The following is a 21,625-nucleotide window of genomic DNA, read 5'->3' on the forward strand; positions in this document are numbered from 1 at the left end:
GCTGATCAAGCACCGCATCTTCGCACCGTACGACCACGCGCACAACGCCAGAATCGACGATACCCGCTACAATCAGCGCTCAATGACTGAAACCGTGAACTCGGCTGTCAAGCGCTCGCTCGGCTTCGCCGTGCGAGCGCGGTCGTGGTTTCGTGAGTTCCGCGAAATCGCGCTGATGTGTGTCGTCTATAACATCAAACGCTTCGTCACACAGTGAATCTCTCCGCCTTACAGCGATTCAACACAGCCATTTCAACAGAGCCGTACTAGTATAAATAAAATAGACCTACACGAAAACAGGACCGAGGACGGGCCCAGGCGAGCCACGATACGACCGGGTGTTGGTAACCGACCAAGACGCAGGGCTATAGCTCAACAAGCCGGCGGAGTACGCCGGCGGCGAGCGGATGTACGCGGTGCTGTTCGCGTCGAGACTCACTCCCTCGTGGTCTGACGCGAACGGTTACGTGGTGGTGCTGCTCGACCGCGAGCAAGCGATAGCGACTCGAGAGACGATCGATGAGATCGTGACGGAGCTGGAGTGGTGATTGAGATGGTTTCATCGACGCTGTCGAACGCTGAGAAGGTCGAGGAGAACATGGAGGGTGGGGAGTACAACATCCTCTCGAAGTTCTCTCGGCGATCAACGAGGAGGTCGGAGGGATTGAGCAGGCATACCTCGAAGCCACGCACGAGGGACAGCCAGAGCGCTTGGTCGAGAATGAGATAGACGATCTCGGCCCGCCACTGATACAGCTTGTAGTGAGCCTCCGAAACCACCCGATGGCCTTCGAATCGCTCCCAACCGCCGATGAGGTGGACGATAACGAGTAACGCCGAGGGCGGAATACTTGCTCACTTTCCCGCAGGCTTTGATGTCGTGTTAGAGGGGGGCAGCGTTGGATGGGCGGTAGCGATAGTGTCTGGTATCCGAGTGGGTGGGCCCATCCTGACGGAACTGTTCAGATGCCGATTCAACACCGTGACGAGGAGGGGGCTGAGTGCGATGTAGGTCAGATAGTCAGTAAACCGAAAACAATTAGTCGACTGAGTTAGATATTAACTCACATGCTATGGGTGAGCCGACAAGCAATTAGTATCCGGCCTGTTTCACCCTCATAAGAATGTTCGAGTCTGAAGAAGATCTGCGTGAGGTTGCCCTCCCTTTACTCACAGAGAAACTAACCCACAAAGATGCCCATCTCGTAGAAGAATTTTCATATAGCGGTGGCAGAACGGACTTAGTCCTTAGCTATGTTTCTGACAAGTACAAGCAGAGACGGGTCGAGAAATTGGGCGTAGGTATTCCGATTGAAGAGAAGCGACGTCTCAAAGTATTCCTACAGCTCCACAAGAAAGATGGAGATATTCGGAGAGAGAACTTTGTTCAACAATTAACCGGAAACACTCGAGACGAGCAGAAAACAATTGACTGGCTGATAGACAACAATTTCGTGGTGCAAGAGGGGGATCAAATCAGGACAAAGCCCTATCTGAGGCGTCATATCACAACATCAATCGCAGTTGAGCTGAAGCTAGAGAAGTGGCAGAAAGCTTTTCAGCAAGCTCTCCAAGGCCGAGCATATTCCGAGTACCAATATGTTGTTTTAGATCACAGCCATGTTAATCGGGCTGTGAATGAAATTGATCTTTTCAAGAAACATGAGGTAGGTTTGATTTCTGTAACAGAGGGTGGTGATTACGAATTGTACTATGAGCCGGAGAAGCAAACTCCCTTCTCGGAACTCAACGTGTGGAAATTGAATGAGACCACACTGTTACCCTCAGCCACCATGTAATTTAAGTTGTGACAGTTTATGTTTCTGACTAATGCGTGATCGGCTTTCGTTACAACAGGTTCAAGGTGAACTTCCCCGATTCGATTTGGAGAAGAAGTTAGCATACGGAGGTCAGAAAGACGTTTTTCTGGGGGAATTTGAAGGCGAAGAAGTTGTCGTGAAGACAATCGCATTGGAAGAGCTTCAGCACGTAAAGCGTGCAGAGCTCGAGGTTGAGGTGATGAATGATATCGAGTCCCAGGTCCTCGTTGACCTGCGTATGCACTTCCCAGATCGTATTGAGGGGCAGGAAGTGCTGGTGTTAGTAGAAGAGTTTATTCCAGGGGATACTTTGAGGGAAGAGATTAACAAAAATGGGCCTTCCTTAGAACTTGGAGTTCGGGTTCTCCAGACTGTCTTGAATAGTCTCAAAGAATTCGAGGAGAAAGAGTACGTTCACAGAGATATCAAACCGGAGAATATCATGGTTCAACCGGATGGGAGTATCAGACTATTAGACGTAGGCGTTGTACGAGCACTTGAAGGGTCTGACTTAACTCCTACAGATTGGGCTAGGTCCCCGGGAACAGTTGAATACTCATCGCCTGAGATGCTCGCTAATGACAAGGATATTCAAAACGTTCGAACTGATTTCTTTTCTCTCGGGATAGTATTCTTTGAGGCTGTCACGGGAGTCCATCCTTTTGATGTTGAGGAGTTTACGATTGAAGACGCGATTCAGAATAGCGTTCATCGAAAAATGGCAGATTTAGTTTCTCTCCCCTCGGAATTAGAGGGTCTGGAGCTATTCTTCGAACAGATGGTTAGCTCAGATATTCATAGGCGTCACCGGACTGTAGAGATTGCACAGAAAGACCTTGGGCGAATTACGGAGGGAACTTCCTATGATGTTTGAAAAACCCACTTACCTGATTCAGTTTGGGTACTCTGGGCAGACACTAGTACGTCGTGCCATGGACGACGATTATGCTGACGGCGTCATTTTAAGTCCATCCGACTACGAATACGGTGATACGAAATCATTGGCTAGGGATGTCAACCGGAAAGACGGTGTTGTGTTGTTTGATCCACAGTACTATATCCCGAGGACTGAACGTCCTGCTTCTAATTCTTATCCATATTTCAAGCAATCTGGTGGAGACAACTTCGAAACAGTTGTCGTCACTAATAATAAAAATCGGCGGGAACTCTGCGAACAAATATGGGAGGTTCAACATCAAATAGATGTGGACGCTTACATCGCCCCTGCCCGCTTTCTGGATACGTTCTCTGATACAAAGCTGACACAGTGGGAGCTCCTGACAAAGACTTTTGTCGAGGTGGTTGAAGACAAGGATCCTGGTGCGGAAATTTTCGCATCTCTACCGGTTGCTGGTGCTAGTATTAACGACGACGAGCAGAGATCGAAACTTCTGGATATCGTTACAAAAATCGACGTGACTGGATTTTACGTGTCGGTGGAGTATCCACGATACCGTCAGAATCCAATATTCGGGTTTGAAGAAGTGAAAGCGTATCTTGACCTATTAAAAAATCTAAGATACAATTGGTACGACGTGGTTCTTGGCCACTCTGATCAGATTGCACATCTAGGGTTCGGCTTAGGAATCAACGCTTTCGGATCGGGCCACTACAAGAACACACGGGCGTTCGACACGGATCGTTGGATACCACAAGATAGTGGTGGGGGTTCTGCGGGTATCTACTGGTACTACTCAGAACCTCTGATGAACGAAATGCAGGTGGAGCAGGACATGCAGGCCCTATACAGTTCAAATTCGTTCTCTTTAGAAAAATTGCGCCTCAAGAACCCGACTTCTCCATTCGCACGAGAGTTGTTTGTCCGGGAACCAGAGGAACCTGAATGGACCTATAAAAATGATTCTTGGGACCACTACATCTGGTCTTGCCACCAGATCGCCAAAGAGTACAAGGGTCTCACACTAGAAGAGCGGATCAATCGAACGCAAGAGAACCTCAGAAATGCAGCTGAGATATATTCGGAGATTGAGGAAGCGATTGGTCCACGTGAAAACATTCAATCCGAAACTTATGAAGATTGGATGGCTGCCTTCGATTCAACACTGACCGACAGAGATGTTAATGTGATTAGTCGCGTGATGCCCTGATGAAAATCGGAGTGATTTCGGATGTACACTCAAACTCTGTTGCTCTTGATGCGGTTCTGAGCCAACCGGACATTCAGTCAGCAGATACAATCTATTGTGTAGGTGACTTAGTCGGATACTATTCTCGACCCAATGAAGTAGTGGAAAGAATTCGTGAAGAGCGTATTCCATCTGTGATGGGAAACCACGATAGTGCTGTCGTGGAATCCACACCATCATCATTTTCCCTACATGCAAAACGGGCAGCAGACTGGAACAGGAGATCGCTCACAGAACGTAATCTTGAGTTCTTGGACGCACTTCCGCTGAAAATTAGAGAATTTGTTAACGATCGAGACCTGTTAGTAGTCCATGGTTCACCGAAAAATCCACTTTCTGAATATATCTTCAAAGAAGATGTTGATGAGCTCTTTCTGGATTTCTATTTTGATGTCCCCCCCGAAGTCATCATCTTAGGTCATACACATCATCCCTTTGCCAAGGTTGTTAGAGATACGCTCGTAGTTAATCCGGGTAGTGTGGGGCAACCCAGAGACCGGGACCCAAGAGCATCTTACGGAATTATCGACCTCGACTCGCTTAATTGTCAAATCCATCGTGTAGAATATGATATCGAGAAGATTGCTACGGATACGTCTCAAGAGCTACCAAAGGCACTGAGTGACAGACTTTACGAAGGTCGTTAGAATACTACACTAGCTCCACATTAAAGGCCCTTTTACCCCAACTGGTCGTTTCTATCTGATATATAACTTTTTTCTCCACTTGTATGTCATCGCCATCAAAATCTTCAAAGTGGAAGTATATTTGCTCAGCCTCTTCTTTTGGTGAGATATATCCGTAACTTCGCCTCTGATGTGCTGCTTTTATTTTCCCTTTCTGCATATTTGTAACACATCCTATGCTGATTGCGGGATCTTATAAATAATCCTTGGATTACTAATGCCCTAGCCATGTCTCGGCACTGGAGAGATCCCGAAGATCCAACGTCGCGGGATAAGTACAATTTGGATGTGGTATTCTCTACAGTTAATTCGAATGAAGTTGAAGATTCTATTCTCGAATCGCTCATGTGTAGCAACGGATATCCGGGATCAAGGCGGGCTCTGTTCGTCAGCGAGAGCGTCTGTCGCCAGCGAGTGAAGAACGAATCGGGGTCAAGTACTCACGCCTACAGATGAGCGTTCTCGAATTAGGAGAGGTAGTTTCTGATAGCGTCCAAGACAGCATTCCCTGAAAATCCGACAGGATTAGCGTATAGAAACCGGGAATATCCGAACAGCAGAATTAGACCTAGAAATTGTCCTATGGTCATGCCCATAATAGTCAACTATAAGTTGATTAAGCAACTATGAGTTTACATGACTGGCAAGCAATTTGAATCGGAGATACTGAGATTCGAGCAAGCAAATGTGTATGATGGGGATCGCAGATTCTCGAACCGTGGCCAACTGAATAAGGGATTTGTACGCATTCTGGAGCAGCATAAGAGCAAATATGGTGGTGGTGGGTGTACCAGAGATACTGAACATCCGATTGGCGGTGCGGCAGAGATGTTTCTCACAGGTTATGACGGAGATTCTCCGGCTGACTCTACCGTATTTACTACCGAGATAGAGCTCGGTGAGGGTGACGCCGCTACTATACGAACTTTTGACAACGAATTCCGCGTCAAGTTCTTCGGACTCTCTATTGAACGTCCATCGAGCGATCGTATTCGAAACAACCAGAGCGCATACGTAGCCATCGATGTCTGGGATGGTGATGACGGACTATGGAAGGAAGTTGAATTCCAACAAGGGTTCAACGAACCTCTAGAGTGGACCTATCCTCAAGGTGGGACTCTGAGAATTGTCGTTGACAGTGCACCCGGTCGCGACGCAGAACAAGATTTCAAATGGCTAATTGAGGGGGGCCTGTCTCCCGCCGAGGCTCTAGATTACTGGATAGTGGAGGTAATGAACGAGACCCAAGCCAACTGGGCGGGTCATCGAAACAAAACACGACAGGCAATCTCGAAGAACGTTCAGTCGGCAAAGTCGAAACTGTAGATTAAACCAACCCCAGAATGGGGGTAGCTGAACAACCAGATTAGGATTAGAAGTTGACCCGTAGAAAGGTCTGTACGCTAGTACGGCGACGCCGTCTCAACAGTCGGACGGAACACGCGATCTGAGCCGGACTCCTCTCCTCGGCCGCCAGAGACGAACGAGATCTTCTCGCGCTCTCTCTCGGCAGCTGCCGGGCTCATCTCGCCGAGGTAGCTGTCGCGGAAGGTAGGCCAGTCTTCCCAGCCGCCCCAACTCATCACGACTGCCGGGAGAACGCCGCAGTCCCAGAGTAAATGTCCTCCCCAAGTACGTCGGAGGTCGTGGACGTCGAGGTAGGTCCATCCCTCATCACCGGTCTCGGCATACCTTCGTTCGGCGGCACGCTTCACCCAACGATAGATCGAGTTTGGCTCGACGTCGACGATCGGTTCATCGGGATTGTGGTCGTAGGAGATCGTCCGTACCGAGCTGGCGAGTTCCTCGGGGATCGGTGTCTCGCGATACTTCCCGCGCTTCGCGTAGTCGTTCCAGACACGAAGGAATCCGTCAGGAGCGTGCGTGAAGTCGTTCGCCGTGACGCTCGCGATTTCCTCGCGCCGGAGACCGGCCTGCGAGCCGAGTCGAAAGGCAATCTCTTGCTGCGGAGACTGCGCCTCATCGATTAGAGCTCCGACCTCGTCGTTCGCTTCGGTCTGGTTGAGCCAGACACGCTTCGCATCTTCTCGCTCCGGGTAGTCGTCGAGACGCATAGTAGCCTCTACTGGTTAGGCCTACAAAAAACCATGTAGAATAGGGGTGGCAAGGGGTTGAATTGGGTGCGGATCGGGGCGTATCGGTAGTCGAATACCGGATTCTACTACCCCAGATCGAGGGTCACTACTGCGACCAACAATCTGCTTCCTATGAGCGTACTCGAAACGGATAGTCAGCTCTATCCCGTAACCGGCAAACTAGTCCAATCCTCAGATATCATATCTATAAGTACATATCGATAAAATTACAAAATATGACCAAACAATACATTTCCACTCAGATGATTCCCGAACGAGACGAGCCAGCATTGTATATCAATCCTCGCTCTGAACAAATCGCAGCCTTCGCAGAGGAAGCAGTAACGGTTGAGGACCAGCCCAAGATCCGGCTGCTCGCAGACTCAGATGAAATCAAAGACGCCCTCTACAGCTTTCTCACGGCCTCAAAGATCGCCGAACTCATCCACCGGGAGCAACTCAGCCTCCGAACACTCACAGAGCCAGTTCAGAATACCATCATCACAACCGAGTCTGAGGCTGTAGTTCCTGTGATGGACAAGCACAGTATTTCGAGCTCGGACCCCGAGCTGGTCTCATCAGTCTACGGTGAGTTTGACTCCAGATTCGAGGCTGCCGAGCAGTATCACCTCCGGACACCTGCCCTCTCAGTAGTGAAACAGACGCTCCAAGAAGAAATCGGCGACGATATCGCAGCCGAGCTCGACGAAGTACTCGCACACGCTGAAGAGATTTCCAACAGCAACGAATACCTCAGTATCGTCGAGATCATGCTCATCCTCGCAGCCCGCAACGAGGTCCTCCTCTACGATGTCTCGAAATGGGGAGAGGATACGGGTATCGCTTCGAAAGCGACCTTCTCACGGGCCAAATCAGCACTCGAAGATGCTGGCCTCATCGAGACTGAAAAGGTCCCAGTAGATATCGGTCGCCCCCGACTTCGGCTTATCGCAACCGACGAGCTCGCGACAGCAAACCTGAAAACACTCTCCACCGAGATCCGGTCTTCGCTGTAGCATCCGCCCCACGACAGCCACCGACTATCGAGACGGGAATACGGTGCTTCTCCAACTCGAGCGTGAGATGAAGCAGTCAAAATCACTGTATAGAGGGTGTGAAACGTATTCTATAACACGCAGTCGCCAAATCAATAGTATTTCAAAACTCGAATACGAAAATTGCGACATGTACGATCTCACTGGCTTTCAGCGCGATCTGCTATACGTAGTTGCCGGACTTGATGACCCCCACGGACTCGCGATCAAAGACGAGCTCGAGGACTACTACGAGAAGGAAATCCATCATGGGCGGCTCTATCCCAACCTCGACACGCTCGTTGAGAAGGGACTCATCGAAAAGAGTCAGCGCGACCGACGGACCAACGAGTACAGCACTACTCGTCGGGGCACTAGAGAGATCGAAGCTCGGGCTGAATGGGAAGCCGAGTATATTGACCACGACGGGTAATCGAACCGCTGCGTTCGAGGACTGTTTGACGCTAGTATTTCACGCTCTTCTTCGTGTGAACTCACGACAGTATACCGCAAGCTGGAGATCGACCGGGAATACCTCTATAACGCAACCAATTAAAATTCGAACTGAATGTCTCTGGAACCCCAGTGGAATGAACGCCTTTCAAAAACAGGTCGGCCCGAGCAGCCGCTTCGGGCGAACACAGTCCGCATCCGTATGGAACAGACCATCTCTCGAGGGATCACCACAGACGTCCGAGCACGAGGCCGATATTTCTCCAGCTTCTGTTGGGCGATGTATCGTGTCTCTAATTCATCTATCACCGCTGATCTGCCGAAGGCAGACAAACGGAATCTTCTCGAAGGAATCGAAGAGATCCTAGGACTGGCTAGCTATTATCGGCAGTTGACCAAAGAGGAACAGCAAGACGGCTTATCGGGCGTCACCGGAAGTTCGAACATTTCAGACGATTCATTGTACGATGGCGAGACAATCGATCTAGATTCTTTCGCACTCTTGGATAACAGCCCATACGCTATCAGGCGATTTCAATCCACCCTGGGGAACTTTTTTTTGAAGCAAGGCGAGTTCGCACTCACGGCGGCTGGAGATGAGCTTGCACAAGGCCTTGATGAAATCGCGGGGCAGTACTTCGAACCGATAGTATCCGCCGTCAGAGACGATGAGGTCTCCATTGAGTTACTCGACGACCTTGCCGATGCCTTCACCCACCAAGGCATTTTCACCAGCACCGACAACGAACACGAACACGACACACTCCAGCGAATTCTTTTCGGTGTGGTCAGCTGGGACGAACGGGCTCAAACGGTCAAATTGGACGAGTGGCCATCAACTTTAGACATCCCCGTTCGAGAGCACTATCGATACATCGGGTCCGACGAACAGTACGCAAACGATCTGCAAGACTCAGTTTGCAGCAAGATCCAGTATCTGCGTCGAGCATGGTGTCTCGCTATCCTTCGGGCCCATCAAATCCTTGCGACAACGGATGACGGGTCGACCCTCGCTTACGATAAGCACGATATCGATCGGTTTAGCCCTTTCCGACCGCTGGGACGTGTCTACCATCTGCAGGGACAGTTGGCCCATGTACTCCGGGCGCAACTATGGGGGCTATCGAAACATCTCGAACGCGAAGCGCCTGAAGGCGTGCCTCGTGAAAAATTACTCAACCAAATCGAATCAGCTCCGATCGCAGCTGAAATTGAGGCATCGCTTCAGTCCAGTACGACACTCAAGGATGACCGACTCAGTCAGGGTGCCGTCACGCGGGAGTTGCTTGTCGCCGGTACGGTGGCCCCATCACAATACGATGTCACCGTTCCAGAATCAACTGATGTAAAGTCCGAAACGTTAGCTGATCTTCGTCGGTGGCTCAACTCGAATATGGTCGGGACTTGGCGACCAACGACTGATGATGAGCTAAACGGACGCACACTTATCGAAGCGACAGAGAACAGCCGTGGCGCGGTCGAATCAGCCACCACTCGTCCTGAAGCTATCGATGCCCTCGGTCGGTTGATCGGACGCAGCACAGTCCAACTGGTCGCTGCCATCGAACAGTATCAACAACTGGTCGAAAAGAACGAGCTCCTCAAGCGGTATGTCGAACAGCGGTTCGGTGATCGCCAGTCATCACTCGTCCAGACCAGTCGCTACATCGAGCGCCTCGACCAAGATATTTCATTAGCAACGCTTGCACGTCGGCTCTTCGACGAGCGAGTCATCACGATTCACGACTATGTCGTTCAAGATCGCCTCGGGAGTGGCTCTATCTCACTCGTGTTTGGGACTGGTGCAGATGCCGGAGAATACAGCGGCGGTGGCGACAACATGCTCTTTGCTGCTGGCGGCGTTGCCCGCCCAAGTACCGGTAATCTTCGGTACAGGGATCTTCGTCGCCTCATGCGGGATGCTGGATTATTAAGATATCAATCGGACACCGGACTCTGGGTCCCGACAGTCGATGGAGAAGCTGTGATCAATCGGTTTCGGGGGGAGTACTCGTGAATCTGATCGACGCACTCGGTGAGTCCGAAGCTGAGTACGCCGTGTGTACGACTTATCCATTCGAGCCGCTCTTTTTCAGTAACTATGCGATCGACTCTCTGCAGGACGCTGGAGTCGCAACACCGGTCGTCCTCATGGATGATCATCAATACGAAAAGCTCGCACGCCAGCAGCAACTCACGAGTCGTGCTATCGGCCAGCATTATTACTTGGAGCCTGTCGCGGTCGAAGATACGTTCCACCCAAAGGTCACGTTCCTCGCTGGAGAGGCGGCCTGCCATGTGAGTGTTACGTCTGCGAATATCACCCTTGGCGAGTATACGACGGCCGCTCAGTTGGGACAGACTGCGACTGTCGCTGCCGACTCGGAGCAAGTCACACCAGAACAACTCGCAGTGACACAGGATGTCCGATCGTTCATCGATCAGCTCTCTCAGGAGTACGTCTCGGGTCGTGACCCACGGACTGAGATACAGCGGGCAATCCAAACGACGGAATGGCTCGAAGAGAGAACACCCTCTCGGACTGTTCAGGGTGGCTTTTTCCATAACTTGGAGACCCCGATCCTTGAGCAAGTCCGTGACCGGCTTGGAGACGTCACCACTGCCACGCTGTTTGCCCCGTTCTTTGGTAGTAAGACGACGCTGTCGGAGATCGACGCGACCATCGATGCGGACCACTACGAGATCTTGGTTTCAGATGGGAATACCCATCTCGATCCAGACGCAACTGTCGATGCTTTCGGTGACTCGGTAACGTTCCGACCACTCGACCACGACACAGCCCGCTGGATACATGCCAAGGGGATCGTCTTCGAGGGTCCCTGGGGAACGGCAACGCTCTACGGCAGTCCGAACATCACCGGTCAGGCACTGCTCAAGACAGGCGCGACGGGCAACCTCGAAGCTGCTCTCCTCCACTACGAAGAGACCGACAGTTCGGGCCCTGAACTCTGGAGCCAATCGTCGTTCCCAGCGGTTCCCGGCGCAGAGCGGGATCCAGACAAGTTTGATTTTGCCGACTACGCTATCTCTGGCCCGGGCGATTCATCGCCGACCATTTCGTTAGTGGATGCCCGTGTCGAACAGGTCGAGGACGACGAAATCATTGTTCGGCTCGTCGCACCAGCGGTCGACGATGGAACGGAGTTGGCCATCGAATCCCTCTCCGAGAAGCGATCCGACATCGTCTGGACTCGAGACGCCGATGATAAAGAAGATGGGATAACTCTTCGACTCCCGGAATCGTGGGCTCAGGCCATCGTTTGCTTGGATGTCCCTGACGAAGGTAGATCCAATTATCGACAGATTACAACCGAGCCAACAAAGGGAACTCGAAAGGTCGGGGATGTCCTCCGGGACGGCGGGCGCGAATCCATGCAATCACTGGTTGATGAGACTCTCTTCCTTGGAGTCGGTATCGCTCCGGGCGTTCTTACCGAAGCCGTCTCTCGTCTCTCAGAAAAGCACGAACAGCAAACAGACGAAGTCAAACAAGAACAACAAACGGAAATTAAGGACAGTGAGTCAGCATTTTCGACCGGGATCACAAGCGTCACCAGTACGAGCCGCAAGCCCCACCTCGGCGTCAAGGACGGTATGGACTATGCTGAAAAGCGGATCGAATCGATCCTAGAAAACCCACCGACGGTAGTATCTGTCGAGGAACTCATCGACCACTTCGATAATCTCTGGTACTACGTGACCAGAGGGTTGATCAGGTCGTCGCTCGCTACGCAGCTTGATCAAGTGGAAGACGATGACATCACGTTCGAAACCAATCTCAACGTGGGCCGCCTCCACTCGCTGTGTGCGAAGCGGATCTCGAAGATTTTCAGATCTCGTTACTTCCGCCGAATCCGTATCTACGTCAACCAGATCCACTCGTTACACCCTGAGTCGACTGCAGAGGTATTAGAGGACGACAAGTTATCTGACGTCTTTGTTATTTATCCTGCGGTTACGTTGGCTCTGATGGAGTGGCATAACGAATCATTCGTCGAGCGGTTTGAATTCGTTCGGCAATATCACGAGGCGATGACGATCGCCAATCCGCTGCTGGGTGAACTGCTGATCGAGGGCGAGCAAGTCAAAACCCGTCTCAGAGAGCACGAATCGACCCTGGAGGACCAACTCTCAGCGTTAGGCGACCGTATGGGGAGGGAACTCGCGCTCCCAGGTGAGTTCATGCCCGGTCTCGAGATCTTGTTCTACGGGTTCTGGTATCGGGAGCTCGCGAGGATATCTGATCAAGGGCTCTTCGACAATGAAGAGATATTCGAGCGATACGAGCCAGCAGAACTGGCTGCAATGGCTCGATTAGCGGTTGCTGGCAAAGATCGCATCCAGAGTAGTTCTTCATACGGGGCCCTTAAAAAAGGCCGATTTGACTCTGTCGTCCGACTCACCCAGGGCCGGAGTGATCCGACTCCGCAACTGCAGACTCTCATCGATAAGGGGCAGTGACGGTCGACGGTTCCCCCCTACAGTAATTCATCCTTTCGCTGGATCCGGTGCTTTCAGGTCCCAATTTGTATGTGTCCTGCTCTACTTAGTAATTCCAGAGCAGGTGAATACTGATTCGTCCGTATCCCTTGTAGCGTACGTAGCCGAACGACCCGAGCACGTCGTCGAGTGCTGTACTCACCCTCTGTATCTCGCACGACATTCCTGACAGGTGGCAAGTAAGTCTGCGGGTTGACCGGTACGTGAGTTCCTTGTACTGAGCAATTCGTGAGTCCCCTAGACTACCATTTCGAGGAGCGATCTCTACGTGAGAGCTTAATGGAATCGCAGATACTCAGAGTGGATAACATCCTAACAAAGATTTAACCGATACCGCCGACTCCACGTGTTGTGCCATTTCCCCGCGCAAAATCATCACGCCAACTCTACGACGAAGTCAAAACGTACGACCGAGTGATTACTCCAGACGGACCGCTCGCGAGTGCCCTCAACCGCCAGCTTGATCGGTCACACCTCGGTCCCTTTGCTATTCCACCACGTCGCCTTGCGGTCGGTCGCCGGCAAGAATCTGAGGACCGACTCGCGTTCCTCGGCATGATCGCAAATGAAGATATTTCGTGGAAACGGTGCGCCTACGCAGTCGGGAATATCCTCCAGTGTTGGGAACACCAAGGATCCCACGAGGCTATCTTCGAGTACGAGGGCTACATCGACGAGGCTACCGAACGAGCTGTTGAGCGAATCGGTGATCTTGAAACGGCATCGATGAAGCTCACAAACGACACTATTGATTCAGATCTCGATGTGGTCGTCGTCGAGCCGAAGATGCTTACCCAACTCGAACGAGCGTATCTGCCTACTGAGTACGATACGGTCAGTCTCTTTGCCGACACAGAGTTTGAGCTGCCGCCGTTTCGCATCCATGATTCACCGACAGCGATCATCGAAACGGTGGTGGATGCGGTCACCGAGACAAACGCCGAAAACGTCGGGATTGTCCTCGATCAGGAAAGCGAGTACTCGCCGCTCATTGAGTCCGCACTCGAGGCAGCCGACATCCCATTTTTCGGTGGACCAGGCTTTACTGATCGCAGCGAACACCGCTTGTTCCTTCATCTCCTCCGGACTGCCCACCGTGGAACTGACACTCGAATCAGCGAGATTCGATCGCTGCTGACAGCTTTTGACTGTGATGTGGCCGACCGTGAGGCAGACAAGCGGCTCCACGAACTCGATGATGAAAATCTGTCGTGGCTGATCGACTTCTGTCACGAGATCCAGGAGTACACGTTTTCGGACGCGCTCTCGACGTTCGAACACCGTGCCGACGACACACTCGATGCCTTTCGAACGGAGCTAGAAGAGCTTGGGATCGCCGACGAGTCCGTTACGGAAGCGCGCCTTGACGAGCTGTCGTTCTATCTACAGACGTATGAGGTCCCTGTTGACCGGGATAACGAAGGCGTTCTGCTCGCCGACGCGAAGTCGGCATCATACGTCGGTCGTGAGGTTGTCTTCTATCTAGGTCTCGATGATCGATGGACCCACTCGGCACCACGTCGTCCGTGGGTTGATCAGGATGCTCAGTTCACGCGGAATCTCCAGAGCTTCCAGTTACTGTTACAGAGCGGGAGCCAGCAACACTATCTCGTTCAGGATGCAACCGGCGGATCGCCGGTTACCCCGTGTCTGTACTTCGAAGAGCTCCTTGAACGAGAGTACGATCGTTTCTCAGAACTGCCGTCTACCACCCATCAACTCCGATCTGAACCACATGATGGGGCTGTATTCAACACAGAGTCAGTTGACGTGTCTCCTGACCCAGTCGAGACGATCAGTAAGTCGAGTCTCAACACCTACGTGAACTCACCCCGAGACTACTACTTCAGCCGGATCGTCGACGGCCCAGAGAAAGAGTATCTCACTGAAGGCAACCTGTTCCATGACTTTGCGGAGTTCTACGTCACCCATCCTGCGGTCGTCGACGACGCGGCGCTGACAGAAGTCGTTGATCTCATTCTTGGTGAAGTCCATCCGCTGATCCGCTCCGTTGATGAACAGACTCGCCGCACTGAGTACCGTGTAAGCCTCGAAACAATCGTCTCGTACCTCGACGACAACCCCCCGACAGACGGAGCGTTCCTTACACCCTCCAGCAGTACTGAGAACGCTATTGCCGACTACTTCGGGTACGATATCGAGTCGCCGGTAACTGAACGCCGGTTTGTTGATGAGGATCTTGGTATCAACGGAATGATCGACCTTGTCCAGTCGCAAGCCGAGCTGCTGGATTACAAAAGCGGGAGTGAGAACGACGCCAATTCAATTGTCCAAGACGCCGCGATTGATGAACCATCCGACGAACCGGATTTCCAAGCATTGCTATATCTCACCTACTGGCGCTCACAAACGCCCGCTCAACAGCTCTCGTTCACGTTCTTTTACGTCACTGAACTCGTCGACGACGCCATCGCCGGTGACGTCGATATCGACGACGCGCTGACGACAGTGACATACTATCCCGGATCTCTCACAGATCACGTCCGAACAGAGGAGTTCTTCGAGTACCTTCGTGAGGAGGGGGCGAACAAGTGCCAGAAGACCCTCTCGAAGATCGACTATCAGACGTACGCTGCTCTCTTCGATGCCGCACCACTCGTTGAGACAACTGACAGCGACGAACTCATCGAGTCAGAGTTCGGCCGGACGATGATTGAACGACTCGAGGCAGAGATTGGAGAGTACAAGTACGTAACGACGGGGAGCAAACAGGTCATGCGGGAAATCGCCCGCCAACAGAAAGGTGCGTTCTTTAAATCTGACCTGGATACATTTGAGTCGTTTGTTGAGGAGCGACTGACAGAGCTCAACCGACGTCGTACAGGTGACGAGCCGTTTCCCATTGAGGGACTTGCCGGCGAGCCGAATTACCGGCGGGTGGATAATCGTGATTTGCTCTTGGAGGGTGACCAATGAGCGACGTTACGCCAAACCCGGAGCAACGCGACCTCATTGAGTCAACCGACGGCCTGTACCTCGTCGACGCTGGTGCTGGCACCGGGAAGACCTTCACTGTCACCCGGCGGTATGCGAACATCGTCGATCAGGACGGGATCGATCCGTCTGATGTCTTGTTGGTAACGTTCACGAACAACGCAGCTGAGGAGATGCGCGACCGGATCGTGCGGAACAGCGAGTACGGAATGCGGGAGCTCTCGAACGCCCCGATCCAGACGTTCCACTCGTTGGCACACGATATTCTCGACGAACACGGCCATGATGCTCCGACATATCTCGGCGTGGAGGAGACGATCACCGGCTCGACGCGGATCATCGAAGACGATATCATCGAACAGGCGCTGTTTCGAGAGTTCATCGGCCAGTTCATCGACTCGCACCCTGAGTACAACGAGTTCTTCACAGCGATCTCAGAAACGAAAGAACTGCTCGATCTCATCAAAGAACTTTCTGCGAAGGGTGTCTTTCCCACCGAAACCGGCTGGTACCGCGACGGTGAATCACACCTCGACGGTGACTTTGCGGCGTTTGAGACGCTGTTCACCGATATAAATCAACCTCGAAATGGTGGCGGCAAGCAGTCAAAGCTCCGGTCGAAGCTCAGCAAATATGGGAAAGAGAAGACCTACCTCCCAGAGGCACCTGAGAAATGGGAGCTTCGCGGGAACGGCAAACAGATTCCAGCGGATGTCGCTGGACGCGTTTTCGAGGACGATCGAACAGCACTCAAGCAGTTCGTCCACGATGTGTATCACGCCTACCTTGAGTTTGCGCTTCGACGGAACTACCTGAACTTCGGGTTCCTTCAGCTGTTTGCGTTCGTCCTTCTGTGTGAAGACCACGATCTTCGAGAGCGACTGGGCTACGAGTATGTGATGGTCGACGAGTTCCAGGACTCCAGTGAGATCCAGTTCAAACTTATGCTTCTTCTGGCCGGCACAGAGAATATCTGTGTGGTCGGTGACTGGAAGCAAAGCATCTACAGCTTCCAATACGCCGACGTCGACAACATCCGAGAGTTCGACGAGCGACTCGACCGATTCGCCGAAGAACTGAATCGGGACGCAGATCGCGTCACATTCCCGACGACAACGGCTGCCAGCAAACAACTGACACGGAACTACCGGTCGACCCAATCTATCCTACGGTTCTCGACACAGGCGCTGACGGCTCGTGCGACGAACAGTGAGTTACTCGATGTTGAGGCAATCTCCGAGGCGGTCACACGGTTGAAGGCGGACACAGACCATGACGAGAGCCGTATCGAGGCGCTCACGAGTGAGGATGAACATGAGGCGATTCTCGCGAAAATCGACGACATCGCTGACAATGATGACTACGCCGTTGAGGGTGACGATGGCGAGTACCGCGCGCCGATGTACGGTGATATCGCCGTATTGACCCGAACCCGCGATTTCGGACGGGACATACTCGACACGGCAAGCGAATACAACCTGCCGATGGCCTACGAGGGAGGGATCGAGGTCTTCCGAACCGATGTTGCGAAATTGCTGTTAGCGTGGCTCCGTATTCTCGAACGTGACGCCGACCGTGGTTGGGCACTCGTCTTAGAAGAGGCCGGATACACAATCGACGAGGTGAAAGCGATCACCGATCGCGGGGCGTACCCTGAAGCGATGGTTACCTTCCGTGAAAACCTTCGGGAGATGGAGACATTCGGGGGTGTCGCCCGTCGCGTGTTCGATCGGTACGACCGGAGTGGCCCAACCGCGGACGTTGTCCTTGACACTATTCAGTCGGTCCACGGGACGACAACGTTCACTCGTGGAGAGCTCATCCAGTTTATCGAAGCCGCGATCGAAGACGGCAGCACCCATGAGGTCGACGCTGGTGCGGGAACGAATGCGGTGACTGTTCAGACCATCCACGCAACGAAAGGGCTCGAATATCCGATTGTCATCCTCGCGAATATGAACACGAACAAGTTCCCATCAACCGGTGGCAGCGGGAGCGATATCGCGTACACAGACCCAATCGGACTCCGACAGAGAAAGGTGTACTCTGAGGAGGCTCACGATGTCCCACACGTCTACGACAACTGGCAGACACACGTTCTCAATAAGTGTCTCTCCCAGAACTACGATGAGGAACGCCGACTGCTCTACGTGGCTATTACGCGTGCTGAGAGCCATGTCATTCTAACCGGCGGTGAGAATCCAAATGTGTTCCTTGACGAACTCCCCGTTAATATCGAAACAGTCGACCCAGATCTGTCGGCCTTCAGTTCAGTAGATGACGAGTCTTCACCGTTTACGGTTGACATTCCGGATCCAGATGGGCCAGCAAGCTATTCCCCGCATACGTTCATCGACGATGCCGTTTTCGAAGGGGACACCGGTGGTCGAGGAATGGAATTTGGGTCGGAAGTTCACGAGTTCGCAGAGAGGTATGTGCTCGAGGAGGCTGTCGACACCGACGGCAACACTGATAAAGAGAATGTGAAGAAGTTCTTAGATTCACTCGATGGCGAGAAGAAAGCCGAAATCGATGCGTTCCTTCCGTTGACTGTCGATGACAAGGAGGTGACGATCGGTGGGATCATCGACTTGCTCCATATTACGCCTGACCAGGTCGATATCATCGACTACAAAACTGACCTCACCACCCACGCCGAAGACGAATACGAGAAACAGCTCAGTATTTATTACCACGTCGTTGCCGACCAATATCCGGATCGGTCGGTCTCTGCTTCGATTTTCTACACCGATGATGGTAACCGACGCAGGATCACCCATCTCAGCAAATCCGATCTCAGAGAGATGGTCCGAACATACCGTGCGTGACTCCTTCCACTCTTGAACGCTGAGAAAGCATAACTACCGACAAGAACGGACTCGTGGCCCTCTTAAGGAATTACTCGAGCGATTCGATGAGCGCGTCACTTCTACCGTTGAAGCCTACCTTTGGGCCCGTTCCGTCTCCCGGTACGTGACGCCGAGGTCGAGGTCTTCGTACATCCGGTCGAGCATCGCCAGCCCCGACTGGAACTGGGCGTAGTTCTCGCGCATATACTCGATCGTCTCGTCTCTCGGGATCACCGGGTACCCCTCGACGTGTTCGATGTCGAGTGAGGGGCGTGGTTCGAGGACAATCTGCAGCGGTCCGTCCAGCTCGTCTCCGGACTGTCGCTCGAATGCAGTGGGGAGGTTGAATGACTCGAAAAACGCCTCCCAGGCGTCGATGTCTTGCTCATGAACAGCGAGGAACAGTGGATAGTCGTCGGGGTCGCGACCAACTTGGTAGCCGTCTTGGGTCCACACGTAGACGGCGTCGATCCGGGTGAACGCGAACGGCCAGTCACCGAACTGTGGGATGACGTAGGCCTCTTCGATGGAGGGTGGACTGACTCCGGCGCTGGCAGCGACGAGCTCGAGCGCTGCGTCGCGCACGCGCTCGTCGACGACAGTGAGGCCGTCATCATAGGTGACGTAGCCTGCGTCTTCCAACCGATTGACGGCCTGTCTCACTGTCTCGTAGGGCGTGTGGAGATGGTGGGCGACACGGCGGATGGAGTCACCACTCTCGATGGCGAGGATAATCTGCGCCGCCGTGTCGTCGAGCACCTCGTACATCTGGCAGTTACCAACAACCCGGTAACAGATGAAAGTCTTACTCGAATGGTGATAACTGAAATCATCACCCCGCCGGTACGCTTTTATCAGAACTCTGAGTCGGCTTTTCTATGCTCACCAGACCGAACAGGGGACAGAGACAAATTGACAGCGGGACTGTTTCCCAGTCAGCGCTGGATCTGCTGTACGCGATTGGCGAGTGGTACAACGGCGCTGAGTTCCATCGGGATGGGCAGTTGCTTTCGATCGCGACCTCACAGCCGCCGAAGCTTCAGACACTAATCGAATGTGGCGACAATTTTTGGGACTACCGCTACGCGAACGCGTTCGATGAGTTAGAATCTCTCGGCTGGGTTCGCGGGAGTGAGGACCCCGAGTGGATCCTGTCCAAGCCCGTGAAGTGGGCTCCGACGCGCCAAGGTCGGGCGGCGATTGGTGATTTCTTCCGCGAGGAGTTTATCGAGAAGTACGAAGGAATCATCCGCTCTGGCGGCGGGCTCGTCGGGTACTTGGACGAGACGCTGACGCACCGGACGGGCGTGGAGCTCTGTCACTTTGCTGGTGGACACCCGATCTCCGCAATAGGAGACTTCAAAGATCACCCGTGGGAGAATATTGTGATGTACCCAGGCAATCGCAGACACGCTCGACCGGATGTCGGCACCGCCAACGAGTGGACCAGCTGGGAAATCATCACCAGCCACGACGATCTCGTCGAGACCGCCGAGAAGTTGATGCGGATTCGCGGCCAGTACGAATACGTTCGCTGGCTCTTCGACACGCGAGAGTCTGCCTTCCGTGTGCTGTCGTTCTTCCATGAATCGGACATCACCGACATCCAGATCGTGAACGCGCCGTACGACAATCCCGAGGACTACTCACTCCAAATCGGTCAGGACGTTCTCAAGCGCAGTCGCGAGGACGATGCATACTGCGTGAACGGTATCGACCAACTCGAAACACTCCAGTCGCTTTGGGACCAAAAAGAGCACTTCGCCCAGACCTACAACCAAAAATCGCCGACCAAATCCACCCTGTGAACTACCCTCTTCTACTCGCTCACGGTTGAGGCTGTTCGCTCCTTGAGGGATAGGCTTCCTGCTTTCACGACGCTCTTTGTGGACCGTCTCGGGGTCAAGCCCCGAGGCACTCGGTCTGCTCCGCCTGTAGACATAACTGTGTCCGTAGGGAGCGCAGCCTCCACAGACGTTCCTTCGGAGTGTCCCATTCCTAGTTGTCAACTACCCCACCCTACTTCGCTCAGTCTCCCGACTTCACTCGTTGAGAGAGGGGCTTGTCCGTGAGATCGGTCTCGAACCTGTCCGGATGTGCGGTGAATCCGAATCGGGATGCCCGCGAGTTTCGAGAGTGACAGCACAGTTTGACCGCCCTTCTTGTCGAGCTTGAAGACAGTCTGACTGTATTTCATATAATTGTCTATTTCTCGGTCCTTCCAGACAGTACTCGTCTACGGAACAGAGTTTTGGTATAGGAGGGGGAGAGGGGGGGTCTATGAATAATGGAAGCGGCCGAAAGGTGGGGGTGGGGAGTCGCGGAATCGTCCCGTTAGACTCCGACAAACCACGATATTAGACACGAGAGGCTCTCAAACACTCATATTCAAAAATCTATCTTTAAAACTATAGGTTTTTTATAGAATACACGCGAACAGTATCCGCGATGGGTTATAATCAGGTTGTGTAGTGAACAACACGATTAGTGTGTGACAGAATCACATCTCCGTGAGATCTGAGTCGGTCTTCTTCCGAGTTCTATGGTTGTGGCGTCTCTCCCGTGGAATCGCCCGCGTTTTCTGAGTCACATCCGCCGAGAGAGGGGTACCTTCTCAGCCCGCTCCATTATTCATAGACCCCCTCCCCCTACCCTTACCCATCTTTGATCTGTTTCGAGAACATTTCTCGGTCCAATTCTTTCAAAAATTATGTCTGAGATCTGTGAGTTAGTGTGAAAATACAACCTCAGCGAGAGAGTCGCGTAGCTTTACACCCCACCAGCGACGACTGTGACCATGGAATCGCCACGAAAACTTCCTTGTCATCCCTGACCGACCACTCCCTCCGTAGACTGTCCTCGGTTTGTGCCACATTCGCGCTCTGTATCTCGCACGGCTATCGAAACTTTCCTCTGAGCTAGTAACATTCTTGATAGTCAATACGCACTTTTCAGCGACCGGTTGTTTCAGACGATGATATATTTGAAGAAGAGGATCTCAACGGAGACAGTAGAGAAGCAAATATCAGCACTAGATTTATCCCGCTTCACGGACTTCTTTCTA

General features: G+C 52.7%; 16 protein-coding genes and 1 pseudogene. 14 read left to right on the forward strand and 3 right to left on the reverse strand.

The annotated features are described in order from the left end of the window. The 6 genes and pseudogenes from CK500_RS15350 to CK500_RS15360 form a co-directional block, all read left to right on the forward strand. A pseudogene (locus CK500_RS15350) lies at positions 1–217 on the forward strand (IS5/IS1182 family transposase); the annotation flags it as partial. 190 nt (positions 218–407) lie between these two features. After that, positions 408–548 (forward strand): hypothetical protein, encoded by a 141-nt coding sequence (locus CK500_RS17240; protein WP_158224052.1) that lies wholly within the window; start codon positions 408–410, stop codon positions 546–548. Positions 549–1,124: 576 nt separating this feature from the next. After that, positions 1,125–1,799 (forward strand): hypothetical protein, encoded by a 675-nt coding sequence (locus CK500_RS16990; RefSeq protein ID WP_144049580.1) that lies wholly within the window; start codon positions 1,125–1,127, stop codon positions 1,797–1,799. A gap of 31 nt (positions 1,800–1,830) precedes the next feature. Further along, positions 1,831–2,694 (forward strand): serine/threonine protein kinase, encoded by an 864-nt coding sequence (locus tag CK500_RS15355; RefSeq protein ID WP_095638076.1) that lies wholly within the window; start codon positions 1,831–1,833, stop codon positions 2,692–2,694. Between the two features lie 58 nt (positions 2,695–2,752). Then, complete coding sequence (locus tag CK500_RS16995; protein WP_144049581.1) at positions 2,753–3,928, forward strand: hypothetical protein; 1,176 nt, start codon at positions 2,753–2,755, stop codon at positions 3,926–3,928. Continuing rightward, positions 3,928–4,614 carry a metallophosphoesterase family protein gene (locus CK500_RS15360; protein ID WP_095638077.1) on the forward strand — a complete coding sequence of 229 codons (687 nt, stop codon included), beginning with the start codon at positions 3,928–3,930 and terminating at the stop codon, positions 4,612–4,614. The genes CK500_RS16995 and CK500_RS15360 overlap by 1 nt, the downstream gene beginning before the upstream one ends. 4 nt (positions 4,615–4,618) lie before the next feature. On the opposite strand, the gene CK500_RS15365 is transcribed toward CK500_RS15360, so the two are convergent. After that, on the reverse strand, positions 4,619–4,813 hold the full coding sequence (locus CK500_RS15365) for a cold shock domain-containing protein (RefSeq protein WP_095638078.1): 195 nt from the start codon (positions 4,811–4,813) through the stop codon (positions 4,619–4,621). Between the two features lie 476 nt (positions 4,814–5,289). Here CK500_RS15365 and CK500_RS17000 point away from each other — a divergent pair, with 476 nt between their 5' ends. Then, positions 5,290–5,979 carry a hypothetical protein gene (locus CK500_RS17000; RefSeq protein WP_144049582.1) on the forward strand — a complete coding sequence of 230 codons (690 nt, stop codon included), beginning with the start codon at positions 5,290–5,292 and terminating at the stop codon, positions 5,977–5,979. A 77-nt stretch (positions 5,980–6,056) separates the two neighbouring features. Here CK500_RS17000 and CK500_RS15370 read toward each other — a convergent pair whose 3' ends face one another. Beyond that, a complete protein-coding gene (locus CK500_RS15370; RefSeq protein ID WP_095638079.1) occupies positions 6,057–6,728 on the reverse strand; it encodes a site-specific integrase in 672 nt (223 codons plus the stop codon). A gap of 257 nt (positions 6,729–6,985) precedes the next feature. On the opposite strand from CK500_RS15370, the gene CK500_RS15375 reads away from it, so the two are divergent. From CK500_RS15375 to CK500_RS15400, 6 genes are all read left to right on the forward strand, one after another. Next, a complete protein-coding gene (locus CK500_RS15375; protein ID WP_095638080.1) occupies positions 6,986–7,765 on the forward strand; it encodes a transcriptional regulator TbsP domain-containing protein in 780 nt (259 codons plus the stop codon). 169 nt (positions 7,766–7,934) lie between these two features. Next, positions 7,935–8,216, forward strand: a complete 282-nt coding sequence (locus CK500_RS15380) for a helix-turn-helix transcriptional regulator (protein ID WP_095638081.1) — start codon at positions 7,935–7,937, stop codon at positions 8,214–8,216. 135 nt (positions 8,217–8,351) lie between these two features. Then, positions 8,352–10,253, forward strand: coding sequence for a hypothetical protein (locus CK500_RS15385; RefSeq protein ID WP_144049583.1), 1,902 nt, complete (start codon positions 8,352–8,354; stop codon positions 10,251–10,253). Continuing rightward, the gene (locus tag CK500_RS15390; RefSeq protein WP_095638083.1) at positions 10,250–12,718 is read left to right on the forward strand and encodes a hypothetical protein; all 2,469 of its coding nucleotides are present in this window, start codon (positions 10,250–10,252) and stop codon (positions 12,716–12,718) included. Before CK500_RS15385 ends, CK500_RS15390 begins: the two co-directional genes overlap by 4 nt. 390 nt (positions 12,719–13,108) lie before the next feature. Next, positions 13,109–15,694, forward strand: a complete 2,586-nt coding sequence (locus CK500_RS15395; protein ID WP_095638084.1) for a PD-(D/E)XK nuclease family protein — start codon at positions 13,109–13,111, stop codon at positions 15,692–15,694. After that, on the forward strand, positions 15,691–18,540 hold the full coding sequence (locus tag CK500_RS15400) for a UvrD-helicase domain-containing protein (protein ID WP_095638085.1): 2,850 nt from the start codon (positions 15,691–15,693) through the stop codon (positions 18,538–18,540). The genes CK500_RS15395 and CK500_RS15400 overlap by 4 nt, the downstream gene beginning before the upstream one ends. Positions 18,541–18,654: 114 nt before the next feature. On the opposite strand, the gene CK500_RS15405 is transcribed toward CK500_RS15400, so the two are convergent. Further along, positions 18,655–19,329, reverse strand: a complete 675-nt coding sequence (locus CK500_RS15405; RefSeq protein ID WP_095638086.1) for a helix-turn-helix domain-containing protein — start codon at positions 19,327–19,329, stop codon at positions 18,655–18,657. Between the two features lie 110 nt (positions 19,330–19,439). Here CK500_RS15405 and CK500_RS15410 point away from each other — a divergent pair, with 110 nt between their 5' ends. After that, positions 19,440–20,369 carry a hypothetical protein gene (locus CK500_RS15410; protein WP_095638087.1) on the forward strand — a complete coding sequence of 310 codons (930 nt, stop codon included), beginning with the start codon at positions 19,440–19,442 and terminating at the stop codon, positions 20,367–20,369. Positions 20,370–21,625 lie beyond the last annotated feature (1,256 nt).

This window comes from Halorubrum salipaludis (genome assembly GCF_002286985.1).
Taxonomy (GTDB): Archaea; Halobacteriota; Halobacteria; order Halobacteriales; family Haloferacaceae; genus Halorubrum; species Halorubrum salipaludis.

Excerpts from the sequence above, each read along its gene's own strand:
- CK500_RS17240 (WP_158224052.1), top strand. The coding sequence starts at position 408 with ATGTACGCGGTGCTGTTCGCGTCGAGACTCACTCCCTCGTGGTCTGAC.
- CK500_RS16990 (WP_144049580.1), top strand. The coding sequence starts at position 1,125 with ATGTTCGAGTCTGAAGAAGATCTGCGTGAGGTTGCCCTCCCTTTACTC.
- CK500_RS15355 (WP_095638076.1), top strand. The coding sequence starts at position 1,831 with ATGCGTGATCGGCTTTCGTTACAACAGGTTCAAGGTGAACTTCCCCGA.
- CK500_RS16995 (WP_144049581.1), top strand. The coding sequence starts at position 2,753 with ATGGACGACGATTATGCTGACGGCGTCATTTTAAGTCCATCCGACTAC.
- CK500_RS15360 (WP_095638077.1), top strand. The coding sequence starts at position 3,928 with ATGAAAATCGGAGTGATTTCGGATGTACACTCAAACTCTGTTGCTCTT.
- CK500_RS15365 (WP_095638078.1), bottom strand. The coding sequence starts at position 4,813 with ATGCAGAAAGGGAAAATAAAAGCAGCACATCAGAGGCGAAGTTACGGA.
- CK500_RS17000 (WP_144049582.1), top strand. The coding sequence starts at position 5,290 with ATGACTGGCAAGCAATTTGAATCGGAGATACTGAGATTCGAGCAAGCA.
- CK500_RS15370 (WP_095638079.1), bottom strand. The coding sequence starts at position 6,728 with ATGCGTCTCGACGACTACCCGGAGCGAGAAGATGCGAAGCGTGTCTGG.
- CK500_RS15375 (WP_095638080.1), top strand. The coding sequence starts at position 6,986 with ATGACCAAACAATACATTTCCACTCAGATGATTCCCGAACGAGACGAG.
- CK500_RS15380 (WP_095638081.1), top strand. The coding sequence starts at position 7,935 with ATGTACGATCTCACTGGCTTTCAGCGCGATCTGCTATACGTAGTTGCC.
- CK500_RS15385 (WP_144049583.1), top strand. The coding sequence starts at position 8,352 with ATGTCTCTGGAACCCCAGTGGAATGAACGCCTTTCAAAAACAGGTCGG.
- CK500_RS15400 (WP_095638085.1), top strand. The coding sequence starts at position 15,691 with ATGAGCGACGTTACGCCAAACCCGGAGCAACGCGACCTCATTGAGTCA.
- CK500_RS15405 (WP_095638086.1), bottom strand. The coding sequence starts at position 19,329 with ATGTACGAGGTGCTCGACGACACGGCGGCGCAGATTATCCTCGCCATC.
- CK500_RS15410 (WP_095638087.1), top strand. The coding sequence starts at position 19,440 with ATGCTCACCAGACCGAACAGGGGACAGAGACAAATTGACAGCGGGACT.